Below are 19,924 nucleotides of genomic sequence, written 5' to 3' on the forward strand. Positions count from 1 at the left end.
GGACCGCACGCGGCGGCGTACCCGCGCGTCCGGACGGAACCTGGACGCCGACGCGGTCCGCAACGTCCCACGGCGCGCCCGGACGGACCCCCCTCAGTCCCAGACCCGGGACAGCAGCCACTCATCGGTCACGGTGTCGTGGCGCAGTTCGTACACCCCCTGCGCCTGGGCGGTCCCCGCCTCCACCCGCCAGTGGCGGCGTTCGGGAACCCGGGGCGCGCTGGCCGGGCTCCAGTCCATGCGCACGGTCACCCAGTGGTCGAGGATCCTGCGCACCCCGAACACCCGGCCGTTCCAGGTGAACCTGGTCGGACGCCCGGAATCCTCGACGACCGTGACACGCGCCCCGTAGTGCCGTCCCACCGCGCTTCCCCTCACCGTCGACCGCCCCCGTCCCGACACACACGCCGGACCACCCGCCCGGGGGAAGAACGGACCGGTGTTCGAACCTGTGTTCTAACACTAGCGAAATCCGGACCCTCGTGGAACCGTTTCTCCCGCGGACGCGTCCACCCTGACGAACCCCACACACCAGGACCAGCGTCGGCCACGCCGGCGCGACGGCCCGCGCCCGCTCCGCTCGCCCGCGGGGCGACCGGGCCCCGAGCGTCCTGGACCCCCCTTCCGGAACGCGCCCCCACCGCGGCATCGGTACGCTGTTGGACGCGAATCACCCGATCCATGCGAGGACCCCCAACTGTGACGTCGAACGGGCAGCAGAGCGGCACCCCCCTGCGTGCGGGGGACCCACGCGAACTCGATGGCTACCGGATCGTCAGCCGGCTGGGCCGGGGCGGCATGGGAACCGTCTACCTCGCCCGCGACGCCTCGGACCGCCCGGTCGCCGTCAAACTCATCCGCCCCGACCTCGCCGACGACGAGTCCTTCCGCCTCCGGTTCGCCCGCGAGGTCCAGGCCGCGCGACGCGTGGCCCGCTTCTCGACCGCGGGGGTGATCGACGCCCGTCTGGAGGGCGACCCGCTCTTCATCGTCTCGGAGTACGTCGCGGGCCCCAACCTGGACGAACAGGTCCGCGCGGACGGGCCGATGATCGGCGGCACCCTGGAGAGCCTCGCGCTGGGGGTCGCCGCCGCGCTCACCGCCATCCACGGCTCCGGGGTGATCCACCGCGACCTCAAACCCGCCAACGTCCTGCTGTCCACCGTCGGCCCCAAGGTGATCGACTTCGGCATCGCCCGCGCTCTGGACGGCACGGACGGCGGGGTGACCCGTTCCAGCGAGCTCATCGGCACGCCCTCCTATCTGGCGCCCGAGCTGCTCGACGGGCACAGGGCGGGCCCGGAGGCCGACATCTTCGCCTGGGGCTGCCTGATCGCCTTCGCGGGGACGGGGACCGCGCCCTTCGACGCGGCGACCGTCCCGGCCGTACTGCACAACATCACCTCCGCCCCGCCCCGGTTGGACGGCCTGGACCCGAGCCTGCACACCCTGGTCGCCGCCGCGCTCGACAAGACGCCCGAGAACCGTCCGACCGCCAAACAGATCCTCGCCCGACTGACCGGTCAGGAGGACCCCGGGGAGGCCGAGGTCCGGCGCACCATCAGCACCTCCTGGGCGCCGCCGAGCACGCCCCCGGTTCCGGGCGCGGCGCCCGACCGGGAGCCGCCGGAACCCGCGGGCGGGACGCCACCACCGCACGCGAACGCGCCGGAGACGGCCACGTCCCAGGCTCCGCACTCCGTGACGGAGACCGTCCCCCACGACCGGGAGGGCGGGTCCGCGCACGCGGGCACCGGCGGTTCCGACCGGCAGGAGGGGTTCCCCGGCGGCACGACTCCCCCGGGCACGACACCCCCGAGCGACCCCCACGGCGCGTACGGCGTGGACCCCACGGCCCAGCTGCCCTGGACGCCCCCCGCCGCACAGGACCCGACTCAGACCCCGCCGACCCGGTTCCCGCCGCCCCACGGTCAGCCCCCGACGTACCCGCCCCCCGGCGCCCAGGTGCCCGCGCGCAGCGGTCAGCCGCCACACGTGCCCGGATCGGGTCCTCAGCACTCCGTGCACCAGGGCGGCCATCCCCTTTCCCAGGGGCCGGGCGCGGCCCCCGGGCACCAGGGGGCGTCCGGCGGCTACCCGCCCCCGGGCAACCACCTTCCCGGGCACACCCCCAGTGGAGGACAGCACGGGTTCGGCGCGCACCCCGGAGCGGGCGGCCCGGGTGGTCCCAGCGGTCCCGGCCAGCCGCCGCACGACCCGCGGGGGAACGGCGCGCCCCCGCCCCGGCGTGAGCCCCGACGCCGCAACGGCCGCCTCTGGGCCGTCGGGGGCGGCGCGCTCGCGCTCGTCGTGATCGCGGGCGTGGGCGGCTACGCCCTGCTGGCGGGTGGTGACGCACCGCCGCAGAACACGGAGGAGATCTACGGGGAGAACTTCGCGATCGACCCGGACTGGAGCAACGGCGTCTACGACCCCGAGGACGAGAGGGACGACGGGTACTGGGCGGACCGCGGCATGCTGCTCATGCTGGACCCCGAGGACCAGCCGAGTCGCGGGGAGGTCGCCCCCATCGACGCCGAGCTGCCCGATTCCGTCCTGGTCACGGCCACGGCACACGTGGTCGAGGGGCCCGGGCAGGCCATGTTCGGCGTACGCTGCTGGGACAACCGGGACCGACGGGGCGAGGGGCCGCGCAGCATGTACGAGGCCCTGCTGCGCCACGACGGGCAGCAGGCCGAGATCCGCCGGGTCATCATGGGCGGCGACGATCCCGTCACCGAGTCCCTGGACGAGACCTTCGACGTCCCCGGCTACGAGCCCTACCCCCTCTACGCCGACGGGCGCGGCGCGCAGGGCGCGGACGAGGCGGACCCGTACGACATCGGCCCGGACGACCCCCTGGTCACCAACACCGTCATGTTCGCGTGCGAGTACTCCGACGAGGGCGACGAGGAGACCATGCGGCTGCGCATGTGGGTCAACGGGGAGCTCGCGGCCGAGGCGGTCGACGACGACCCGCTCCCGGACGACGCCGAGGAGCCCGAGGACCGGCACCGGGTGGGGGTCGTGCTCCGGGGCGGGTTCGGCAGCGCCCCGCTCGGGGTGCTCTACACGCACTTTTCCGTGCGCGAGATCCTCCCCGGGGGGTGACCGGGGCCCCGGTGCGCGACGGTGCCGTGCCGGACCGGTGCGCGACAGCGCCGGTTCCGGCTGACATGATGCGGGCAGTCGGACCCAGCGAAGGAGTGGACCAGTGCGCGCCATCGTCATCGAGGAACACGGCGGCCCGGAGGTACTGCGGCTGACCGAGACCGACGACCCCGAACCGGGACCGGGCGAGGTCCTGGTCGACGTGACCGCCCGCGGCGTCAACTTCATCGACGTCTACCAGCGCGAGGGCCGGTACGAGGTCCCCCTCCCCTTCGTCCCGGGGATGGAGGCGGCCGGTGTGGTCGCGGCCGTGGGCGAGGGGGTGCGCGACCTGTCCGTCGGCCAGCGGGTGGGATGGGCGATGTCCCCCGGCGGCTACGCGGACCGGGCGGTCGTCAGGGCCTCCCTCGCGGTGCCGCTCCCCGACGGGGTCTCCGGGGAGCAGGCCGCGGCGCTCCTCCTCCAGGGGCTCACCGCCCACTACCTCACACGCTCCGTGTACCCCGTGGCCGAGGGGGACACCGTCTTGGTGCACGCGGCCGCGGGCGGGACCGGCCTGCTCATCACCCAGCTGGCCAAGGAGCGGGGCGCGCGCGTGATCGGAACCGTGTCCACCGAGGAGAAGGAGCGGCTCGCCCGGGAGGCGGGCGCGGACGAGGTCATCCGCTACACCCGGACCCCGGTGGCGGACGCGGTGCGCGACCTCACCGATGGGCGGGGGGTCGCCGCGGTCTACGACGGGGTCGGACGGAGCACCTTCGACGCGAGCCTGGCCGCCCTGCGCCCGCGCGGCGTGCTGGCGTTGTTCGGCCAGTCCAGCGGGCCGGTGCCGCCCGTCGACCCGCTGCGGTTGACCCAGGCCGGGTCGGTGTACCTCACCCGGCCGTCCCTGGCCGCCTTCGTGGCCGAGCGGGAGGAGTTGCTGGAACGGGCACGCGACCTGTTCGGGCTGCTGGCGGCCGGGCGGCTCGACGTCCGGATCGGCGGGCGCTACCCCCTGGCCGAGGCGGGACGGGCCCAAAGCGACCTCGCCGCCCGGCGGACCGCCGGGAAGCTCCTCCTGGTCTGAGTTCCGGGCCCCGGGGAGCCGAGGGCCTCCCGGCTCCCCGGGGCCCGCACGGTCCCGCGGGCTCACCGGTCCACCGTCGACCGGTGTGGCTCCGGTCCCCGGCCCCCGGTGCGGTCAGGACTCCTCACGCGGGTTCGGCATCGCTCCCATGCGGGCGCCCGCCCTGCGCACGTCGTCGCGCGCGTCGGCCACCGCGCGCTCGGCCGCCTCGGCGGCCTCCACCGCAGCCTGCTCCGACGACGACCGCTCCGACTCGTCCGCCGCCGTGATCCGCGCGGGGCCGGTCTCGCCGCCCTCCGTCGCCTTCTCCGTGGAGGGCACGGACGCGGCGGCCTCGCCCGAGAAGGCGTGGGTGACGTTCTTGATCGCCTCGGTCAGCTCGCCGGGGATGACCCAGAACGTGTTGCCCTCGCCCTGCGCCAGGTGCGGCAGGGTCTCCAGGTACTTGTAGGCGAGCAGCTTGGCGTCGGCGTCGTTGGCGTGCACGGCCTGGAAGACCCGCTCCACGGCCTTGGCCTCGCCGTCCGCGCGCAGGATGGCGGCCTGCTGGTCGCCCTGGGCCTCCAGGATGGCCTGCTGCCGGGCGCCCTCGGCCTTGAGGATCCGGGCCTGGCGCTCGCCCTCGGCGTGCAGGATGGCGGCGCGCTTGTCGCGGTCGGCCCGCATCTGCTTCTCCATCGCCTCCTTGATGGTGGGCGGCGGGTCGATCGCCTTGATCTCGACCCGGTTGACCCGGATCCCCCACTTGCCGGTGGTGTCGTCGAGGACACCGCGCAGACGGGTGTTGATCTCCTCCCGGGAGGTGAGCGTCCGCTCCAGGTCCATGGAACCGATCACGTTGCGCAGGGTGGTCACGGTGAGTTGGTCGATCGCCTGGAGGAAGTTGGCGACCTCGTAGGCCGCGGCCTTGGGCTGGGTGATCTGGTAGTAGAGGACGGTGTCGATGTTGACGACGAGGTTGTCCTCGGTGATCACCGGTTGGGGTCGTGAGCTGAAGACGTGTTCACGGAGGTCGAACTTGGTGTTGACGCGGTCGACGCCCGGGATGATGAAGTTCAGCCCCGGGTTGAGCGTCCTGATGTAGCGGCCGAAGCGCTCGATGTTGTAGGCCCTCGCCTGCGGGACGATACGGATCGCCGACAGCGCGACGGCCACGAGGATGACCGCGAGGATGACGAAGGGAATAGCCGGGTCGATCATGTCCGCACCTGACCTTGGGGTCGTGGCTGTGGATCGGGACTGTGCAAAACTGCGGTGCCCGTCGCCGCCTGGCTCAGGGCAGGGCCTCCCGGGGGTAGACCACGGCGGTGGCGCCGTCGATCTCCATGACGTCGACGTGCGTGCCGACCGGGATCACCAGGTCCTCGTCGATACACCGTGCCGACCACTCCTCTCCGGAGAGCTTGATCAGCCCGTGGTCCCCGTCGACCTCCCGGAGGACGACCCCGGAGCGCCCCACCAGGGCGGCGGCGCCCGAACGCGCGTCGGGTCCGCGGGTCATCTGCCGCTGCATGATCGGGCGGACCAGGACGAGACCTGCGGTGGCGGTCGCGGCGAACCCGATGATCTGCACGGCCACGGGCAGTCCGATCGCGCCCAGGAGCGCGGCGACGAGCGCCGCGACGGCGACGAGCCCCAGCACGAAGGTCAGGGTGAAGGCCTCGGCGACTCCGAGGGCGACAGCGAGGATCATCCAGATCAGCCAGTCGGGCATGTTCTGCGGCCCTCCCGCGACGTATCGGGTAATCCTTAAGCTACCCACACGAGCCGGACGAAGCACGCGATTCGCCGGAGTGATCGGCGGCGTGGCCGTCGACGCGGCACGGACGCGGTCCGCGGCGGCTCCCGTGGGAACCGTCGCGGACCGCGGGTGGAGCGACCGGTCGGCCGGAGGCGCTACCTGCCGCCGGAGAACTGGTAGACCATCTGGTAGGTCGGCCGGTTCTGCCAGGCGACCGGCCACATACCGATCCCGCCGACCGCCTGGTGGACCACCGTGTCGGCGCACAGCTGGTCACCGGCGGAGCAGGGCCCGCCGCCCGGGTAGACCTCCTCGTCGGGGACGGCCGCCGCCTCCGCCAGGGTGTCGAGCAGGACCGTGCGGCAGGTGTCGAGGTCTCCCCCGCCGCAGTAGGTCTCGCCCAGGGGGCCCCGGACCTCGTCGCCGAGCACGGCGCGCAGGTCCTTGTCGACGTAGGACCACCAGCCGTACTGGAAGGCCGAGCCGACGTGGCCGTTGCCGGAGGGCGACTCGTCCACGCTGGCGGCGCGGGTCAGCTCGGTGTACAGATCCGCGCCGAGCCCCGGTTCGAACTGCCCCCGGACCAGGCGGGGCCACCAGGCGTCGAGCACGCGGATGGCGTCGGCGTGCTCGTAGTATCCGGCGTCCCGCCGGGGTTCGCGCCGCAGGGAGCCGGACTCGTGCCAGGCGCGCAGCTCCTCGACCGTGGCGGCCAGTTCGGGGTCGTCGACCCCGGCGGCGTCGATGACCTCCAGGAGCAGCGGCAGGACCTCCTGGGCCCGCAGGTCGGCGACCCCGGCCTCCATCATCACCCGGGTGAGGGAGGCGGTGGTGAACCGGTGGCCGCTCTCGACGAGCGCGGAGACACGGACGTCGAGGAGGTCGCCGCGGTGCACGGAGCCGGTGGACCACCCGGAGGTGTACCCCTGGGCGGGCTTGTTGTTCCAGTTGACGATGTAGTCCGGGTTGATCGCCTGGGGGTGGTCGGACAGCGGGTGGTAGTCGGCCGCGTTGGTCGCCGGGTCCCAGCCCGACCAGCCCGCGCCGGAGGAGGCGTCGATCGGCAGGTTGGGGTTGGTGCCCTCGGAACGGACCGGGTTGGCGCCGGAGTTGACGAAGGCGATGTCCTCGTCGTCGACGTAGTGCCAGTTGAAGGCGTAACCGATGTCGTAGGCGGCCTCGGTGAAGGTCTCCGCCGAGGTGATCTCGTCCGGGTCGTTGAACCGCTGGAAGCCGATGATGGAGTCGACCTCCCGCATGTAGGTGGAGCGCAGCGAGGTGAAGGCGACCGGGTCGCCGTCGACGGTGGCGAAGGACCGCACGAGGCCGTACTCGGAGCGCAGGGAGGTGAGGGTGTACCCGCCCGCGGGGGTCTGGTCGGCGACGGTGGGCTCCCAGTCGTTGGAGACGCTGAGCTCCTCGAAGGGGACGCAGTCGCCGGCGCTGTCGACGTAGGCGCGGGAGTCGGTGGTCGGGGTGGATCCGTCGGTCTCGCAGAGGTCGACGGCGAAGGTGTCGGTGAGGTCCTGGCCCGCCGAGGTGGCGCTCCAGGCGTAGTCGACGCCCCGACCCATCTGGACGTAGAAGCTCACGCCCGCGAACGAGGCGCCCCGGGCGCTGATGCCGGGACCCTGGAGCTCCTGGAGCATGAGCAGCTGCGGGGAGAAGTAGCCGGTCTGGGGGCCCATGACGGCGACGGGGTTGCCGCTCTCGGTGTGCTCGCCGGAGACGAGCAGGGCGTTGGACATCCCGCGCGGATCCATGAAGCCGTCCGGCAGGACGCCCTCGTTGAAGACGCCCTCCAGGGGGTCCACGTCTCCGTCCTCGACCATCTCCTCGACCCGTTCCCGCTGGGACCGGGGGAGGTCGTCGAGCGTGGGCGGGTCGGCGGCGTCCTCGGGTTCGACCTCCTCAGCCGGCGCCTCCGCCTGCGCGGCGAGCGGGGCGGCCGGATCGCCGGAGGACGCGGATCCGTACTCGTCGTGGACGATGTCGTAGTACTCGACGGAGCCGGGGTCGGGCACGACCTCGCCGACCGGGTCGTCGGGGGTGCCTGTGTAGGGGAACTCGCCGTCGACGCTGACCACGGCCTCGGGGTCGTTCTCCATCCGCCAGTCGGCGTAGAGTTCGGCGCCCGCCTCGGCGCCGTAGCGGTCCTGGAAGTTGGCGAGGACGATCGCGGAGCGGACCTCCCCGCCGCCGCCACCGCCGAAGATGCCGCCGACCATGGCGGCGATACCGACCACGTCGGCGGGGGTGAAGGGTTCGATCTCACCGGCGTTGGTGATGGCGTCCTTGTGCCCGGTCAGGACGTACTCGCCGGGGAAGTAGCGGCCCTGGTCGGACTCGCGGATGTAGGTGTTGACGCCGTCCAGGTAGGCGTCGACGTCCGCCAGCGCCTGACGGCCGCGCTCGCCGCTGGCCGCGACGCGGTCGATCTGGGCCTGCTTGTCCTCCTCGGTGTAGGGGGCGGTGCGCCACAGGTCCTGTTCGAGGGCGCGGTTGCCCGCGGCGCCGCCCGCGAAGGAGGTGAGTTCGCCGCGGCCGACCCTGCGCAGGACGTCCATGAGGAAGAGGCGGTCCTCGGCGGCGGCGTACCCCGCGCCGAACATGGTGCCCTCGCGGGTGGTGCCGGTGATGTGCGGGATGCCGTGGCTGGCGTCCCTGACGATGGTGACGTCCTCGCGGGGCCGGTACTCGCGGCCCACGTCGTCGGGGTCGACCCCGAAGGTGGAGTCGAGGAAGAAGTCGTCGAGTCCGTCCTCGGTGAGCCCGTCGTAGTGGTGGACGAGGTTGTCGTACATGTCCAGCTGGCTGGAGGAGTACGGGGGTCGGGTGCCGAAGAGCTGGTGGCCGAGGATCTCGGCGAGGGTCGCGCCGCCGTTCTGTCCGGGCGGCAGGATGTCGTGGCATCCCTCGGGCGCGCAGTAGTCCTGGAGGGGTCCGGGGTCGGCCGCGGCCGAGGTCGCGGGGAGTGTGCCGGCGGTCGCCGCCGTGACCGCGAGTGCGGCGCCCGCCGCACCGGCGCGCAGCCGTCCGCTGAGTCGGGGGAACACGTACTGTCACCACCTGGGGGTCGGCGATGGGTCAGCGGAATGTTACGCACAGGTAATCTAATCGCGAAAGACTTTCATGTTTTCCCCGCGAGGCGAACCCGATACCCCACATCTCGCGGGTTTGAAGTGATTCACGCCACAAGCAGCGCGAACCGTGAGGGCACGGTCCGCGGAGGCGCCGTCACCGCCGGTCGCGTGTGGCCACATCCGGCCACGCGTGCCGGTCCGCCGACGTCCCGACCGCGCACGGATCCCACCCGATGCCCGTTTCCTCCCGACGACCCCGGGGGCTCTGACACAATCGCGGCATGAACCAGTACCCCAACCCCAACCCGGGCGACCCGTGGCAGCAGCCCGGCAACGAGCCCCCCGGCTGGGGGCTTCCCCCGGAGCAGCACATGGGCGGGGCGATCGAGCCCTACCAGGCGGGAACCGGCGGATACCAGCCTCCCGTGCCGCAGGTTCCCGACGAGGCCCCGCTGCTGACCATCGGGGACATCGCGATCACCCAGAACACGGTGGTCACGCCCGCCGGACGCTTCCCGATCAGGGGCACGGTGTGGACGGTCACCGACATGAGCCGCACCGAGCGGAACACACCCACCTGGGCCGTCATCACCGCGATCCTGGTCTTCTGGTGGACGTGCCTGCTCGGCCTGCTCTTCCTCCTGGTCAAGGAGCAGAAGACGCACGGACACGTTCAGGTGACCGTCCAGGGCCACGGCACCTACCACGCCACACACGTCCCCGCCGTGTCCCCCGCCACGGCCCACCAGATCAACGAGCAGGTCAACTACGTGCGCGGCCTCGCCGCCTGACGTCCGCCGCCGGTCGTCCCACGGGATCCACCGGAGGGATGACCGGCGCTCGGAAGGGCGGCCACCCCGGTCGAGACGAGGAGGGCGAGGACGTTGACCGTCCTGGCCAGACGCACGGCGCGGCGGATGTCGGCGACCCCCGCGGGCGGCCCGTCACCCAGGAGGGGACGGCGCTCCTCGTGCCCCGAGTACACGTTGACACCACCCAGGGTGCATCCGAGCGCACCGGCGAACGCGGCCTCGCACTGACCGGCGTTGGGGCTCGGGTGGGCGTCGCCGTCACGGCGCCAGACCCGCCACGCGCGCTCCACGTCGCCGCCCACGGCGGGAGCGGCCAGCACGGCCAGCACGGCGGTGAGGCGCGCGGGGCCCCATCCGGCGAGGTCGTCCAGGCGCGCGGAGGCCGCGCCGAACCGCGCGTAGCGGGCGTTGCGGTGGCCGACCATGGCGTCGAGGGTGTTCACCGCCCGGAACCCGGCGAGGCCGGGAACCCCGGCGAGCGCGCCCCACACGAGCGGACCGACGACGGCGTCGGAGGTGTTCTCGGCGACGGACTCCACGACCGCCCGCGCGACGCCGTCCTCGTCCAACTCCGAGGGGTCGCGACCGCACAGGCCGCCGAGGAGCTCCCGAGCGGACGCCAGGTCACCGGATTCGAGCGCGTCGGCGACGCGTTCGGCCTCACGCCCCAGCATGGCGCCGCCGAGCGTCGCCCAGGTGGTCAGGGCCGTGGACACGACACCCCGACCGGCCAGGAGACCGCCCCCGACCACGGGCAGGACCGCGCCCGCGGCGAAGAGCGCCCCGGCCGCGGTGGAGTCCCGGTAGACGAGCCGCTCCCACCTGCGGGCGGCGGTGCCGAAGAGCGCCACGGGGTGCCCCCGACGAGGGTCCGGCACCACGGTGTCCAGCAGGAATCCCGCCAACAGTCCTAGAGATCGCACGGGACCACGGTAGCCGCGTCAACAGCGGCTCCAGGCAACCCCAAACCACGGCAAACCAGCGTTTGCCACGCAATGTATTCGCCCATACACGTAGAGCGCCCTACAGTCGACCGTGGAGGGAAACCAGATGCTCGTCACGTTGGCGTCCATGATGCTCCTCGCGGGTCAGTGGTGGATGTTCTGACCCGCCGGGCCGCCCGGGGCGGGGGCAGCCCCGCCGGACTTCACGAAACGCCAGCGGCGCAGCACCGCATCGGGGGTTAATCACCGGTAACGTGGTACGCGAGGCCCATAGAACCCGGTTTGGTGGAGCACGAGTGGTAACGAGACGCATCTACGAATGACCGTAGTTGGTCAGACTTTGCCCACCTGTGGGCGAGATCAGGCAAATACCCTAGAATGTCTCCTCGGGAGCCACAGGCACCACGACACGGGCCCTCCGGTCGCAGGTCACCGCCCCGGCCCCCACCCACAGTGACCCACCCGCGCCACAGGTAACGGCTCGGCAAAGCACTGACACGTAGGGCGACAATTGAAACAGGCACCCGTAGCTCAGTGGATAGAGCGTCGGACTTCTAATCCGGGGGTCGCAGGTTCGAATCCTGCCGGGTGCGCCACAAAACCCCAGGTCAGACGGGGTGCACGAGTCGAACAGACGAGGCGCGAGGCCCCGTTCGGGGCCTGAAATGCTCCTCGTGTGCTCCCCAGTGCAAGGTCCAGTACAGGTGGGCACCCACCTCCCGGAGCATTTTGCCATCCCGTGACCCTGGCCGCCCGGGCCCAGCCCCGCCCGCCGGGGCGGCCCCGCGTCCGCCCGCCAGCGCCCCCGCAGCCGCCCTGACACCCCACGTGGGGCACCGTTGGGCCCGGGTGCGCCCTGTCGCCCCACCGGCCGCATACGGCCGATTCCACCGAAACCCCTTACCCCACACGGGTTCCCGCGCCACAATCAGATGGCACGAAGCACACCGCAGAGAACCAGACCCCAACCCCACCCACCGGTCCACCAACCCACGAGTCCTTCACCTGACACACCGGGCACCCACCACCAGCCCTCCCCCTGGCAGAAAGCCCCCCGTGGAACCCCTTCACCCCACCGACCCCCCACACATCAGCGAATACAAGCTCACCGCACGCCTGGGTACCGGCGGCATGGGCCAGGTCTACCTCGCACGCACCACCTCCGGACGACAGCTCGTCGTCAAGGTCATCCGCCCCGAACTCGCCAACGAAACCGGCTTCCGCGCACGCTTCGCCCGCGAGGCCGAGGCCGCCCGCCGCGTCGGCGGCTTCCACACCGCCCAGATCATCGACGCCGACCCCCACGCCGACGCCCCGTGGATCGCCACCGCCCACATCCCCGGACCCACGTTGACGGAGGCCGTGCGCGAGAACGGGCCCATCACCCCGCCCGCCCTGCACGTCCTGGCCACCGGCCTGGCCGAAGGACTCAAGGCCGTCCACTCCTGTGACCTGGTGCACCGCGACCTCAAACCCGGCAACATCATCCTGGCCGACGACGGCCCCCGCATCATCGACTTCGGGATCGCCCGCCCCCTGGACGCCGACAGCATGACCACCCACGGCGCCATCTTCGGCACCCTGCCCTACATGTCGCCCGAGCAGACCGACGGCTCCCGCGTCGGCCCGGCCTCGGACCTGTTCTCCCTGGGCACCGTGCTCGCCTACGCCGCCACCGGCACCAACCCCTTCAACGGCGCCACCATGGCCCAGACCCTGCGCCGCCTCATCAGCCCACCACCCGACCCCGGCGACATCGACCCGGCCACCCGGGACCTGATCACCGCCTGCTGGAACCACGACCCCACCCAGCGCCCCACACCCGAACAGATCCTCGCCCGCTTCGCAGACCACGACCTTCACGACTCCTGGCCACCGCCTCAGCCCACCACACCGTCCCGTCCCGAACCGGCCATCCGTCCTCTACCGACACCGCCGATCCCGACACGATCCAAGGAAGAGTCCTCCCCCGCGCCACGCGAACCCCGAGTCACACCCCCCGCTGCAACCAAGACGAAGAGGGAGGGCGACGCTGTCCCGCAACGCGCCGAAGCCCAAAGCCCTCCTCCGAACGCTGGGAAGACCTCCCTCGCGAAGGCCACCCCCCTAACAAAGGCACGTCCTGACCAACACCGTGGGAAGCGAAAGGTCAGGGCATCGTGGTTCTACGGGATATCCGCAGTCATCGCCGCGGTCGTCCTGCTCTCGTGGTACATCTCCAACCCGCGCCTCGGTGAGTCCGGGGCGAGCGAACCTGGCATGGGTAAATCCGAGGCAGATGAGTTCAGTACGTCTGAATCCAGCGCGCTGCTACCCACCTCGATTACCCGCATAGGCTACGGAGACGCGTATTCAGTGGCGTTCAGCCCAGACAGTACTACAGTCGCCACCGGCCGCACCGATAGCACTGCCGAACTTTGGGATGTCACCACCGGCGAACTCATCACCACTATCACGAGCAACGAATCATCGATGCCAGGCAACAACACTATATTGTCGGTGGCTTTCAGTCCGGACGGATTCATAATCGCGACCGGTAATTCATTTGGCACTGCTCAACTTTGGGACGCCAACACCGGAGAACCGATCACCACCATCACTGGACACGACGAAGCCGTATATGCGTTAGCTTTCAGTCCTGACAGCACCACGATCGCCGTCGGTATGGAGTATGGCAGTTCCACTTCTGACAACGTTGTCGCCCAGTTGCTGGATACTGAGACAGGCGACCTGATCACCACTCTTACCGGGCATAACGGCTCCGTGGTTTCGGTGGCTTTCAGTCCGGACGGCACTGCGCTCGCCACCAGCAGCGCAGACGGCACCGCCCGACTCTGGGACGCCAACACCGGAGAACCGATCACCACCATCACTGGACACGACGAAGCCGTATCAGCGGTGGCTTTCAGCCCCGACAGCGCTACACTCGCCACCGGCAGCACAGACGGCACTACTCGACTCTGGGACACTGAAAGCGGTGACCTCATCACTAGTCTGGACGACTACGGAAGTCGGGTTCGGTCGGTGGCTTTCAGCCCCGATGGCGCCCTGCTCGCCACTGCTAGCACCAATACCGACCGAAGTGGCTCTGTCCGAATATGGGAGCTCAACTGATCTCCAAAAATATCAGTTTTTTTACAGCCTAGCAGAGGAGTTTGAATCTCTTATCGAAGTAGCAAATTCTCGTATCCAATAGCGGACCACGAGAAGGAGGTGTACCTACTTTGAAGGAACCGACCTCCTAAGTTACACCACCTAGCGAAAAACAATCGAGTAGAACCGGATGCAAGCAATACCGCTATCCAACTGGACCTTTGATCCGGTGGGGCTCAGTTCTGGTTCACCGGCCAGACCACCGCCGGATCACAGTGCTCCGGGCAGGCCAACAGGTAGACCTCGTTCCCCAGAAACAGGTCATAGTGGCCCTCCGCGCCGCTGTCGGGCTGCTCCGGCTGTCCCGGAACAACAGCGAACCCCATATCCTCCGGCACCTGGCACACATACACCAGCTCGGCACCGCACGCGCATTGGTAGTGCTTGGGGTCCTGCGCCCAGGACGGCGTACCGCCCACCTTGAAGATCTGGGCTCCCTTCCCCCGCTCGTTGAGGGTGTCTGTGAAGGGCCGCAGCGTCAGTGGCCGAGCGCGCAGGGACGGTTCGGACTCTGCCGAAGGCCGCACTGCGCGGCGCTGAAGTAGCACGCGCCAGAACGACTCGTTTGGATCATCCCAGTACCGGGGTGCCAACCGACCGTCATCGGACAGTTCGGGGTCAGCGACCTCGTTGTGCGCGCGGCAATGGAAGACCAGCAGGTGGTCACCACCGAAGGGCCCCAGATCCTGGGGGAGATCCAGTTGGAAGAACAGCACCAGCCGCTCGCCGCAGAAGCACTCCGGCCACTCCTGCCCCTCATCGAGGAAGGGCCAGCCACCCACCGAGTTCCGCGACGGCCACTCCAGCGGCTCGGCACCGATCTCGATCGTGTACGCAGCGAACGCCTCCTGAGGAGGTCGCATATCAGGTTCGACCATCCGCTCACCCTAAAGGAGACCTTTGATCCGATCGGATGGCGCCCCCGGGAACGAGGAAACCCCAGGCCAGTACGGGTGAGTCTCCCGCCTGACCCGGGGTGTGGGGCGACTTCTCGCTCCTGGTGTGCTCACAGGTCCGGCTACCCCGCTACTACGCCCTCGCGGGTTTGAGCATCGCCGCCGTCGCTTCGGCCGCCGCCCTGGCGACCTCGGGGAACACCGTCTGGTAGGTGTCCTGCGTGAAATGGGTGGTCGCGTGGCCCAGCTCGGTGGAGACCACCTTCACGTCCGCCCCCGCCGCCAGGGCGAGGGAGGCGGCCCCATGACGGAGCCCGTGCAGGTGGATCGGCGGGAGCCCCGCCGCACGCACGATCCGGTTGAACCAGCGGGTCACCACCCCCGGATGCCACCCGGTCCCGTCAGGCTGGGTGAACACCAACCCCGAATCCGCCCACCCCTGCCCCGCCTGCAGGCGAGCCTCGTTCTGGAACCGCTTCCACGAACGCAACACCCGCACCGTGCCGGAGTCCAGAGTGATCGTCCTCCGTCCGGCCGCGCTCTTCGGGATGGTCGTGATCGTCTTCCACCCGAGGGTCACCACCTGGGTGCGGATGTCAACCTGACCGTCGGTCAACCGGGTGTTGGACCAGGGCAACCCGACCGCCTCACCCTGCCGGAGCCCCTTGACGGCGATCAGGTGGAACATCGGGAACAACCACCGGTACTTCTTCGCGTGGGTCAGGAAGGTGATGGTCTGCTCCGGGGTCCACACCATCACCTCCCCCGGCACCACCCCACCCACCTGCCACTGACGCACCCGCTCAGCCGTCCACACCAACGGCTTGCTGCGCGGGCACGACGGCAGTCGGGCGTGGGAGGCGATGTTCACGGCCACCGGCAGGTCCGGGCGTCGCACCGCTTCGGAGAACGCACTCCGAAGGGTCGCGCGGATGCGGTGCTTGGTCGACAGCGAGATCACCCGCTGCCCACGAACGGACGCCCGCACCTTCGCGTCGTCGGACTCGCGGCACTCCAGGATGCGCTGGTTGTTCTCCTCGATCGCGGCGAACATCTCCTCCACCTGCCACGACGTCAACTTGTCCAGACGTGTGGCCCCCAGGTGCGGGGCGAGGTGGTTGCGGATGTGGTCCTCATAGGAAGCCCGGGTCTTGGGTGCCAGGTCGGGTTTGCCATCCAACCACTCCTTCAACCATTGGGCGACGGTCGGGACCTTCTCCCGTGTGCGCACCCCGACCCCGATGCGGCGTTTGACCTCGACCGTCTCCGGGAGCGGGCGGCGGGCCTTGAGCGCCTGCTGGATCAGGTCGGCGACCTGAACCTCGATCTCGGGCTCGTCCTCGGCCAGCCGCATCAGCGCCTTGAGGTGATCGAGCTGGGCCTGGGCCTGCTCCTGGGAAGCCAACCCGCCCCGCCGCGCCTGGCGGCGCTTCCCCTCAGTCGTGCGGGGGAGTTCGAGTTGGAAGGCCCACTCGCCGTGGCGGGGGTTCCACGCCCCGTCCTCACGGCGCAGCTTCGGGCACTTCGCCCCCAACAGCTTGCTGGTGGCCTCGCGGCGGCATCCGCAGCGTTTGAACACCGACCCGTCCTGAGAAGCCATTCACGGCCTCACTTTCGTGTTGTCGTCCTCGCGCCCACCACACCGCCCGCACCCACCGCGGTCGAGGAAGGCAGCATCCAGGCCGAGGTGGGCCAACACCCCCGCCGTCGGAACCACTCACGCCCTGCCCGCACGATGCGCGGGTACCGGGAAGGCGCCTTGGCGCAGGAGCTTGTAGGTGGTGGTGCGGCCCAGGCCGCGCACGACGTCACGGGTGGGCCTACGTCATCGTCGACGCCCGCCCTGATCGCCTGCGACCGTGTGGGAGCCGACCGCCCGTTCTACTCCGGTAAGCACCGGCAGCACGGCATGAACATCCAGGTCGTCGCGGCCCGGATGGTGAACCCCTCTGGACCTCGCACTCGCGGTTGGGATCGGTGCACGATGTCAGAGCCGCACGGGTATGGAGAATCGCCGAGCGCATCGCCGCCTCAGGTCTGCTCGGCCTGGGCGACAAGCAGGGCTGTTTCAAAGTCGGGGTCGTGGTGCATCAGCGCTGATCACAGCCCTGTAGCGATCCGGTCGAAGCCCCCACCAACGAGCAACGGAGCCCGCTAGAAGATCAGGGACTCTCACATCTCTGATTTCCAAGGGACTCCGTTGCGCCCCCGGTCTGCCACGCCCACGGTCGCCCCTGTCGACCTTCTCGGCAAACTCGCGGCCCTGGACGATCCCCGCTCACCGCGAGGACGCCGCCACAGCCTGGCCAGCGTCCTGCTCTGCGCCCTGTCCGCGATGCTCGCCGGAGCCCGCCACCTGCGGGCGATCGGCCAGTGGGCCGACGCCGCACCGCAACACACCCTGGCCCGGCTGGGCTGCCGGATCACCTGCCCCGCCCTGGGAACGCGCACCGCTCCGTCCCCGGCGACCACCCGCCGCGTCCTGCTCGCCCTGGCCCCCGAGACCCTGACCGCCCTGGCCAAGCCCGAGACCCTCGAGGTGGTGGCGGTGGACGGCAAGACCCTGCGCGGATCGGCCACGTCCACCGAGACGGCGGTGCACCTGCTCGCCGCCCTGACCCCCGACCGGCACCTGGCCGCGCAGGTACGGGTCCCCGCTGACACCAGCGAGATCGACGCCCTGGCCGTCCTGCTGGACGGTGTGGACCTGGCCGACGCCGTGGTCACCGCCGATGCCCTGCACACCCGGACCGACACCGCCTCGTACTTGGTGGAGGAGTTGCACGCCGACTATGTGTTGACCGTCAAACGCAACCAGAAGACGTTATTCGACCAGGTCAAAGCCCTGCCCTGGACTCAAGCCCCCACCTTGGGCACCACCCGGGACCGCGGCCACGGGCGAGCCGAGACCCGCACCGTCAAGGCCATCGACCTCGCCGGACGGACCGGTTTCCCGCACGCGGTCCAGGCGGTACGCGTGCGCCGTCACGTGAAGAATGTGCGCACCGGGGAAGTGTCGTGGACCTGCGCGTATGCGGTGACCTCGCTGGAGGTCGGTCAGGCGGACGTAGCCCGGATCGGTGCGCTGGTGCGGAGACATTGGGGCATCGAGGCCTGGCATCACGTCAAGGACGTCACTTTGGGTGAGGGCGCCTGCAAGGTCCGCTCCGGGCACGTTCCCGACAACCTGGCCGCGCTGCGAGCGGTCGCCCTGGTGTTCCTGGACCGGTTGGGGCAGGACACGGTGCCCGACGCGATCCGGTGGGTGTCGTATGAGGCGTTCACCCGCCCGCTGGACGTGATCGGTCTTCTCTGACCAGTGCGAACGTCACCACTCACCGAGAATGAAACAGCCCTGCGGTTGGGCTGGAGCTGACGCACCCCACACACCACGCCCTTGACCAGATCAACGTCCGGCCACCGCAAGCCCAAGACCTCGCCACGACGCAGCCCTGTCTTCACCGCCAAAGAGAAAGACATCCAGACTCTGCGTCAACGCCCAGGAACTCTTCTAAAAACCACCCGACACGCCGAAGCGGCGGCCGCTCGACTGGGGGATGTTTCTTGAAGAAAACCACTCACCGCAGAATATTCGATCGCATCCAGATCCCAATCGAATGCGTCATCAATTCTTGAAACAAGGGCTTGCAGGTCGGAGACACTAGCATCTTCAAGCCGAGAGAATACTCCATAATCAACATCTAGATAAAACCATCGAAAGCCATCACCAAAAGAAATAAGAGACACCGTTCGATAACATCGCCACTCCCTTTTTTTAAAGTAAGCATAAAGGTAAGCCGAAGATGTATCAGGCAGTCGATCAACGAATGCTACTCTACCCCGAGGCCCCTTTCCTCTGGGCCAGGCACTCCGACACAACTCCAAAAAAAGCCCTTTGGGTGCTGTCTTTACGTTTCCCAAGATGGGCTCGCCGGTTACAATCTCAGGGAAAAATCCCCATTCATCTCGCATCAGAAGTAGTTAATCTTGATCGGAGTGTCCCATTGAATCAATCCGTCGCCCCGCTTCGCCCTAATCATCAGCTGGTAGCTCCGGTGATTTCCATTTTCAATTACACCCCTTTCCCCGCGATCGAGATCGACTGCAATTCCAAGTGGGTCTCTGTCTCTGTTTCTCTCGTGATGGTTGACTATCTGAAGGAGCTTATCGTCCGATATATTTCTCACCTCTTCCATTTTTCCTTCTTCAACTGGGTTTCCGAATGTATATCTCCTCAAGTCTGAAACTGTCGAATTAAGAGCTCATCTCAAAAGTCCTGCGAGGCGACTCTGAGCCTGGCATGATCATGTGCTGTGAGCGATGTGTTGCCCGACGGGCTCTGGGAGATCGTCCAGCCCCTGCTGCCCCCACCACCGAAGACCGGCCGCCCCCGCGCGGACCAGAGAGCGGTGCTGACCACGGTGCTGTTCGTCCAGGCCTCGGGCTGCTCCTGGGAGAAGGCCGACGGCCTCTTCGGCGTCACCCGGGCCACCGCCCACCGCTGGTTCCAGACCTGGACCGAGACCGGCCTGTGGCCCCGCATCCACCAAGCAGTCCTGGACGAACTGGGCAGACGCGCCCTACTGGACTGGTCCCGCTCCACGGTCGACTCCCAGTCGATCCGCGCCAAGAGAGGGGGAGAAGACAGGGCCAAACCCCACCGACCGGGGTAAACCCGGCTCCAAGCCCCACCTTGTGTGCGACAACCAGGGACTACCGTTGACCTGCGCGATCTCCGCGGCCAACGTCAACGACGGTGAAGCACTCCAACCCCTGGCGCGGGGCATCCCCACGGTGCGCTCACGGCGAGGTCCCAGGAGGCGCCGCCCAGCCAAGCTTCACGGAGACAAGGACTACCACTCCCGTGACCGGCGCCGCTGGCTGCGCGAACGCGGGATCGGCGTGCGCCTCGCCCGGCCCGGCATCGAGTCCTCCCAGCGGCTGGGCCGCCACCGGTACAAGATCGAGCGCTCGATCGCCTGGCTGGGCTCCTACCGCAGGTTGAACGTGCGCTGGGAGCGCAAGGCCTCCAACTTCCTGGCCATGCTCGGCATCGCCTGCATCCTCATCTGCTACAAGCACTTGGCCAAGCACACCGACGGCTTTTGAGATGAG

Annotated in this window: 15 protein-coding genes and 1 tRNA gene; 8 read left to right on the top strand and 8 right to left on the bottom strand. The window is 69.3% G+C overall.

Annotated features, from left to right (window positions below):
- Positions 1-93 precede the first annotated feature (93 nt).
- Positions 94-363, bottom strand: a complete 270-nt coding sequence (locus tag DVR05_RS05315; RefSeq protein WP_198659052.1) for a DUF6504 family protein — start codon at positions 361-363, stop codon at positions 94-96.
- Positions 364-699: 336 nt separating this feature from the next.
- Between DVR05_RS05315 and DVR05_RS05320 the strand changes: the two genes are divergently transcribed.
- On the top strand, positions 700-3,111 hold the full coding sequence (locus DVR05_RS05320) for a serine/threonine-protein kinase (RefSeq protein WP_116244687.1): 2,412 nt from the start codon (positions 700-702) through the stop codon (positions 3,109-3,111).
- 103 nt (positions 3,112-3,214) lie between these two features.
- On the top strand, positions 3,215-4,180 hold the full coding sequence (locus DVR05_RS05325) for a quinone oxidoreductase (RefSeq protein ID WP_116244688.1): 966 nt from the start codon (positions 3,215-3,217) through the stop codon (positions 4,178-4,180).
- Positions 4,181-4,294: 114 nt separating this feature from the next.
- Here the strand turns inward: DVR05_RS05325 and DVR05_RS05330 are convergent, their stop codons facing one another.
- The 3 genes from DVR05_RS05330 to DVR05_RS05340 form a co-directional block, all read right to left on the bottom strand.
- Positions 4,295-5,380 carry an SPFH domain-containing protein gene (locus tag DVR05_RS05330; protein ID WP_116244689.1) on the bottom strand — a complete coding sequence of 362 codons (1,086 nt, stop codon included), beginning with the start codon at positions 5,378-5,380 and terminating at the stop codon, positions 4,295-4,297.
- A gap of 73 nt (positions 5,381-5,453) precedes the next feature.
- Entirely contained in the window at positions 5,454-5,894 is a 441-nt protein-coding gene (locus DVR05_RS05335) for an NfeD family protein (protein WP_116244690.1), read from the bottom strand.
- A gap of 182 nt (positions 5,895-6,076) precedes the next feature.
- Positions 6,077-8,977 carry a penicillin acylase family protein gene (locus DVR05_RS05340; protein ID WP_116244691.1) on the bottom strand — a complete coding sequence of 967 codons (2,901 nt, stop codon included), beginning with the start codon at positions 8,975-8,977 and terminating at the stop codon, positions 6,077-6,079.
- Between the two features lie 308 nt (positions 8,978-9,285).
- On the opposite strand from DVR05_RS05340, the gene DVR05_RS05345 reads away from it, so the two are divergent.
- Positions 9,286-9,795: a hypothetical protein gene (locus DVR05_RS05345; RefSeq protein ID WP_116244692.1), complete on the top strand. Its 510-nt coding sequence runs from the start codon at positions 9,286-9,288 to the stop codon at positions 9,793-9,795.
- Here DVR05_RS05345 and DVR05_RS05350 read toward each other — a convergent pair.
- Positions 9,771-10,739 (bottom strand): cobalamin biosynthesis protein, encoded by a 969-nt coding sequence (locus DVR05_RS05350; protein WP_198659053.1) that lies wholly within the window; start codon positions 10,737-10,739, stop codon positions 9,771-9,773. The two genes, DVR05_RS05345 and DVR05_RS05350, sit on opposite strands and share 25 nt — an antisense overlap.
- 541 nt (positions 10,740-11,280) lie before the next feature.
- Between DVR05_RS05350 and DVR05_RS05355 the strand changes: the two genes are divergently transcribed.
- Together DVR05_RS05355 and DVR05_RS05360 are read left to right on the top strand one after the other, a co-directional pair.
- Positions 11,281-11,356 (top strand) — tRNA-Arg (locus DVR05_RS05355).
- Positions 11,357-11,816: 460 nt separating this feature from the next.
- Positions 11,817-13,874 carry a WD40 repeat domain-containing serine/threonine protein kinase gene (locus DVR05_RS05360; protein WP_116244693.1) on the top strand — a complete coding sequence of 686 codons (2,058 nt, stop codon included), beginning with the start codon at positions 11,817-11,819 and terminating at the stop codon, positions 13,872-13,874.
- 215 nt (positions 13,875-14,089) lie between these two features.
- Here DVR05_RS05360 and DVR05_RS05365 read toward each other — a convergent pair whose 3' ends face one another.
- Together DVR05_RS05365 and DVR05_RS05370 are read right to left on the bottom strand one after the other, a co-directional pair.
- Positions 14,090-14,791, bottom strand: a complete 702-nt coding sequence (locus DVR05_RS05365; RefSeq protein WP_198659054.1) for a hypothetical protein — start codon at positions 14,789-14,791, stop codon at positions 14,090-14,092.
- Between the two features lie 151 nt (positions 14,792-14,942).
- Positions 14,943-16,409: a site-specific integrase gene (locus tag DVR05_RS05370; RefSeq protein ID WP_116244695.1), complete on the bottom strand. Its 1,467-nt coding sequence runs from the start codon at positions 16,407-16,409 to the stop codon at positions 14,943-14,945.
- 377 nt (positions 16,410-16,786) lie between these two features.
- On the opposite strand from DVR05_RS05370, the gene DVR05_RS27710 reads away from it, so the two are divergent.
- Positions 16,787-16,909, top strand: coding sequence for a hypothetical protein (locus DVR05_RS27710; protein ID WP_255423011.1), 123 nt, complete (start codon positions 16,787-16,789; stop codon positions 16,907-16,909).
- Between the two features lie 100 nt (positions 16,910-17,009).
- Entirely contained in the window at positions 17,010-18,125 is a 1,116-nt protein-coding gene (locus DVR05_RS05380; RefSeq protein ID WP_232831997.1) for an ISAs1 family transposase, read from the top strand.
- A 655-nt stretch (positions 18,126-18,780) separates the two neighbouring features.
- On the opposite strand, the gene DVR05_RS26500 is transcribed toward DVR05_RS05380, so the two are convergent.
- Positions 18,781-19,047 (bottom strand): hypothetical protein, encoded by a 267-nt coding sequence (locus tag DVR05_RS26500; protein ID WP_157982387.1) that lies wholly within the window; start codon positions 19,045-19,047, stop codon positions 18,781-18,783.
- Between the two features lie 75 nt (positions 19,048-19,122).
- Between DVR05_RS26500 and DVR05_RS05390 the strand changes: the two genes are divergently transcribed.
- Positions 19,123-19,918 (top strand): IS5 family transposase gene (locus DVR05_RS05390; protein ID WP_116244696.1). Its coding sequence is split into 2 segments (ribosomal slippage): positions 19,123-19,454 and positions 19,453-19,918, totalling 798 coding nucleotides; the frame shifts between segments, so codons are not numbered across the junction.
- The last annotated feature ends 6 nt before the right edge of the window (positions 19,919-19,924 follow it).

The organism is Nocardiopsis sp. FIRDI 009 (assembly GCF_003386285.1).
GTDB lineage: Bacteria > Actinomycetota > Actinomycetes > Streptosporangiales > Streptosporangiaceae > Nocardiopsis.

Coding starts and splice junctions, on each gene's coding strand:
- DVR05_RS05330 (WP_116244689.1), bottom strand. CDS start 5,380: ATGATCGACCCGGCTATTCCCTTCGTCATCCTCGCGGTCATCCTCGTG.
- DVR05_RS05335 (WP_116244690.1), bottom strand. CDS start 5,894: ATGCCCGACTGGCTGATCTGGATGATCCTCGCTGTCGCCCTCGGAGTC.
- DVR05_RS05345 (WP_116244692.1), top strand. CDS start 9,286: ATGAACCAGTACCCCAACCCCAACCCGGGCGACCCGTGGCAGCAGCCC.
- DVR05_RS05365 (WP_198659054.1), bottom strand. CDS start 14,791: ATGGTCGAACCTGATATGCGACCTCCTCAGGAGGCGTTCGCTGCGTAC.
- DVR05_RS05370 (WP_116244695.1), bottom strand. CDS start 16,409: ATGGCTTCTCAGGACGGGTCGGTGTTCAAACGCTGCGGATGCCGCCGC.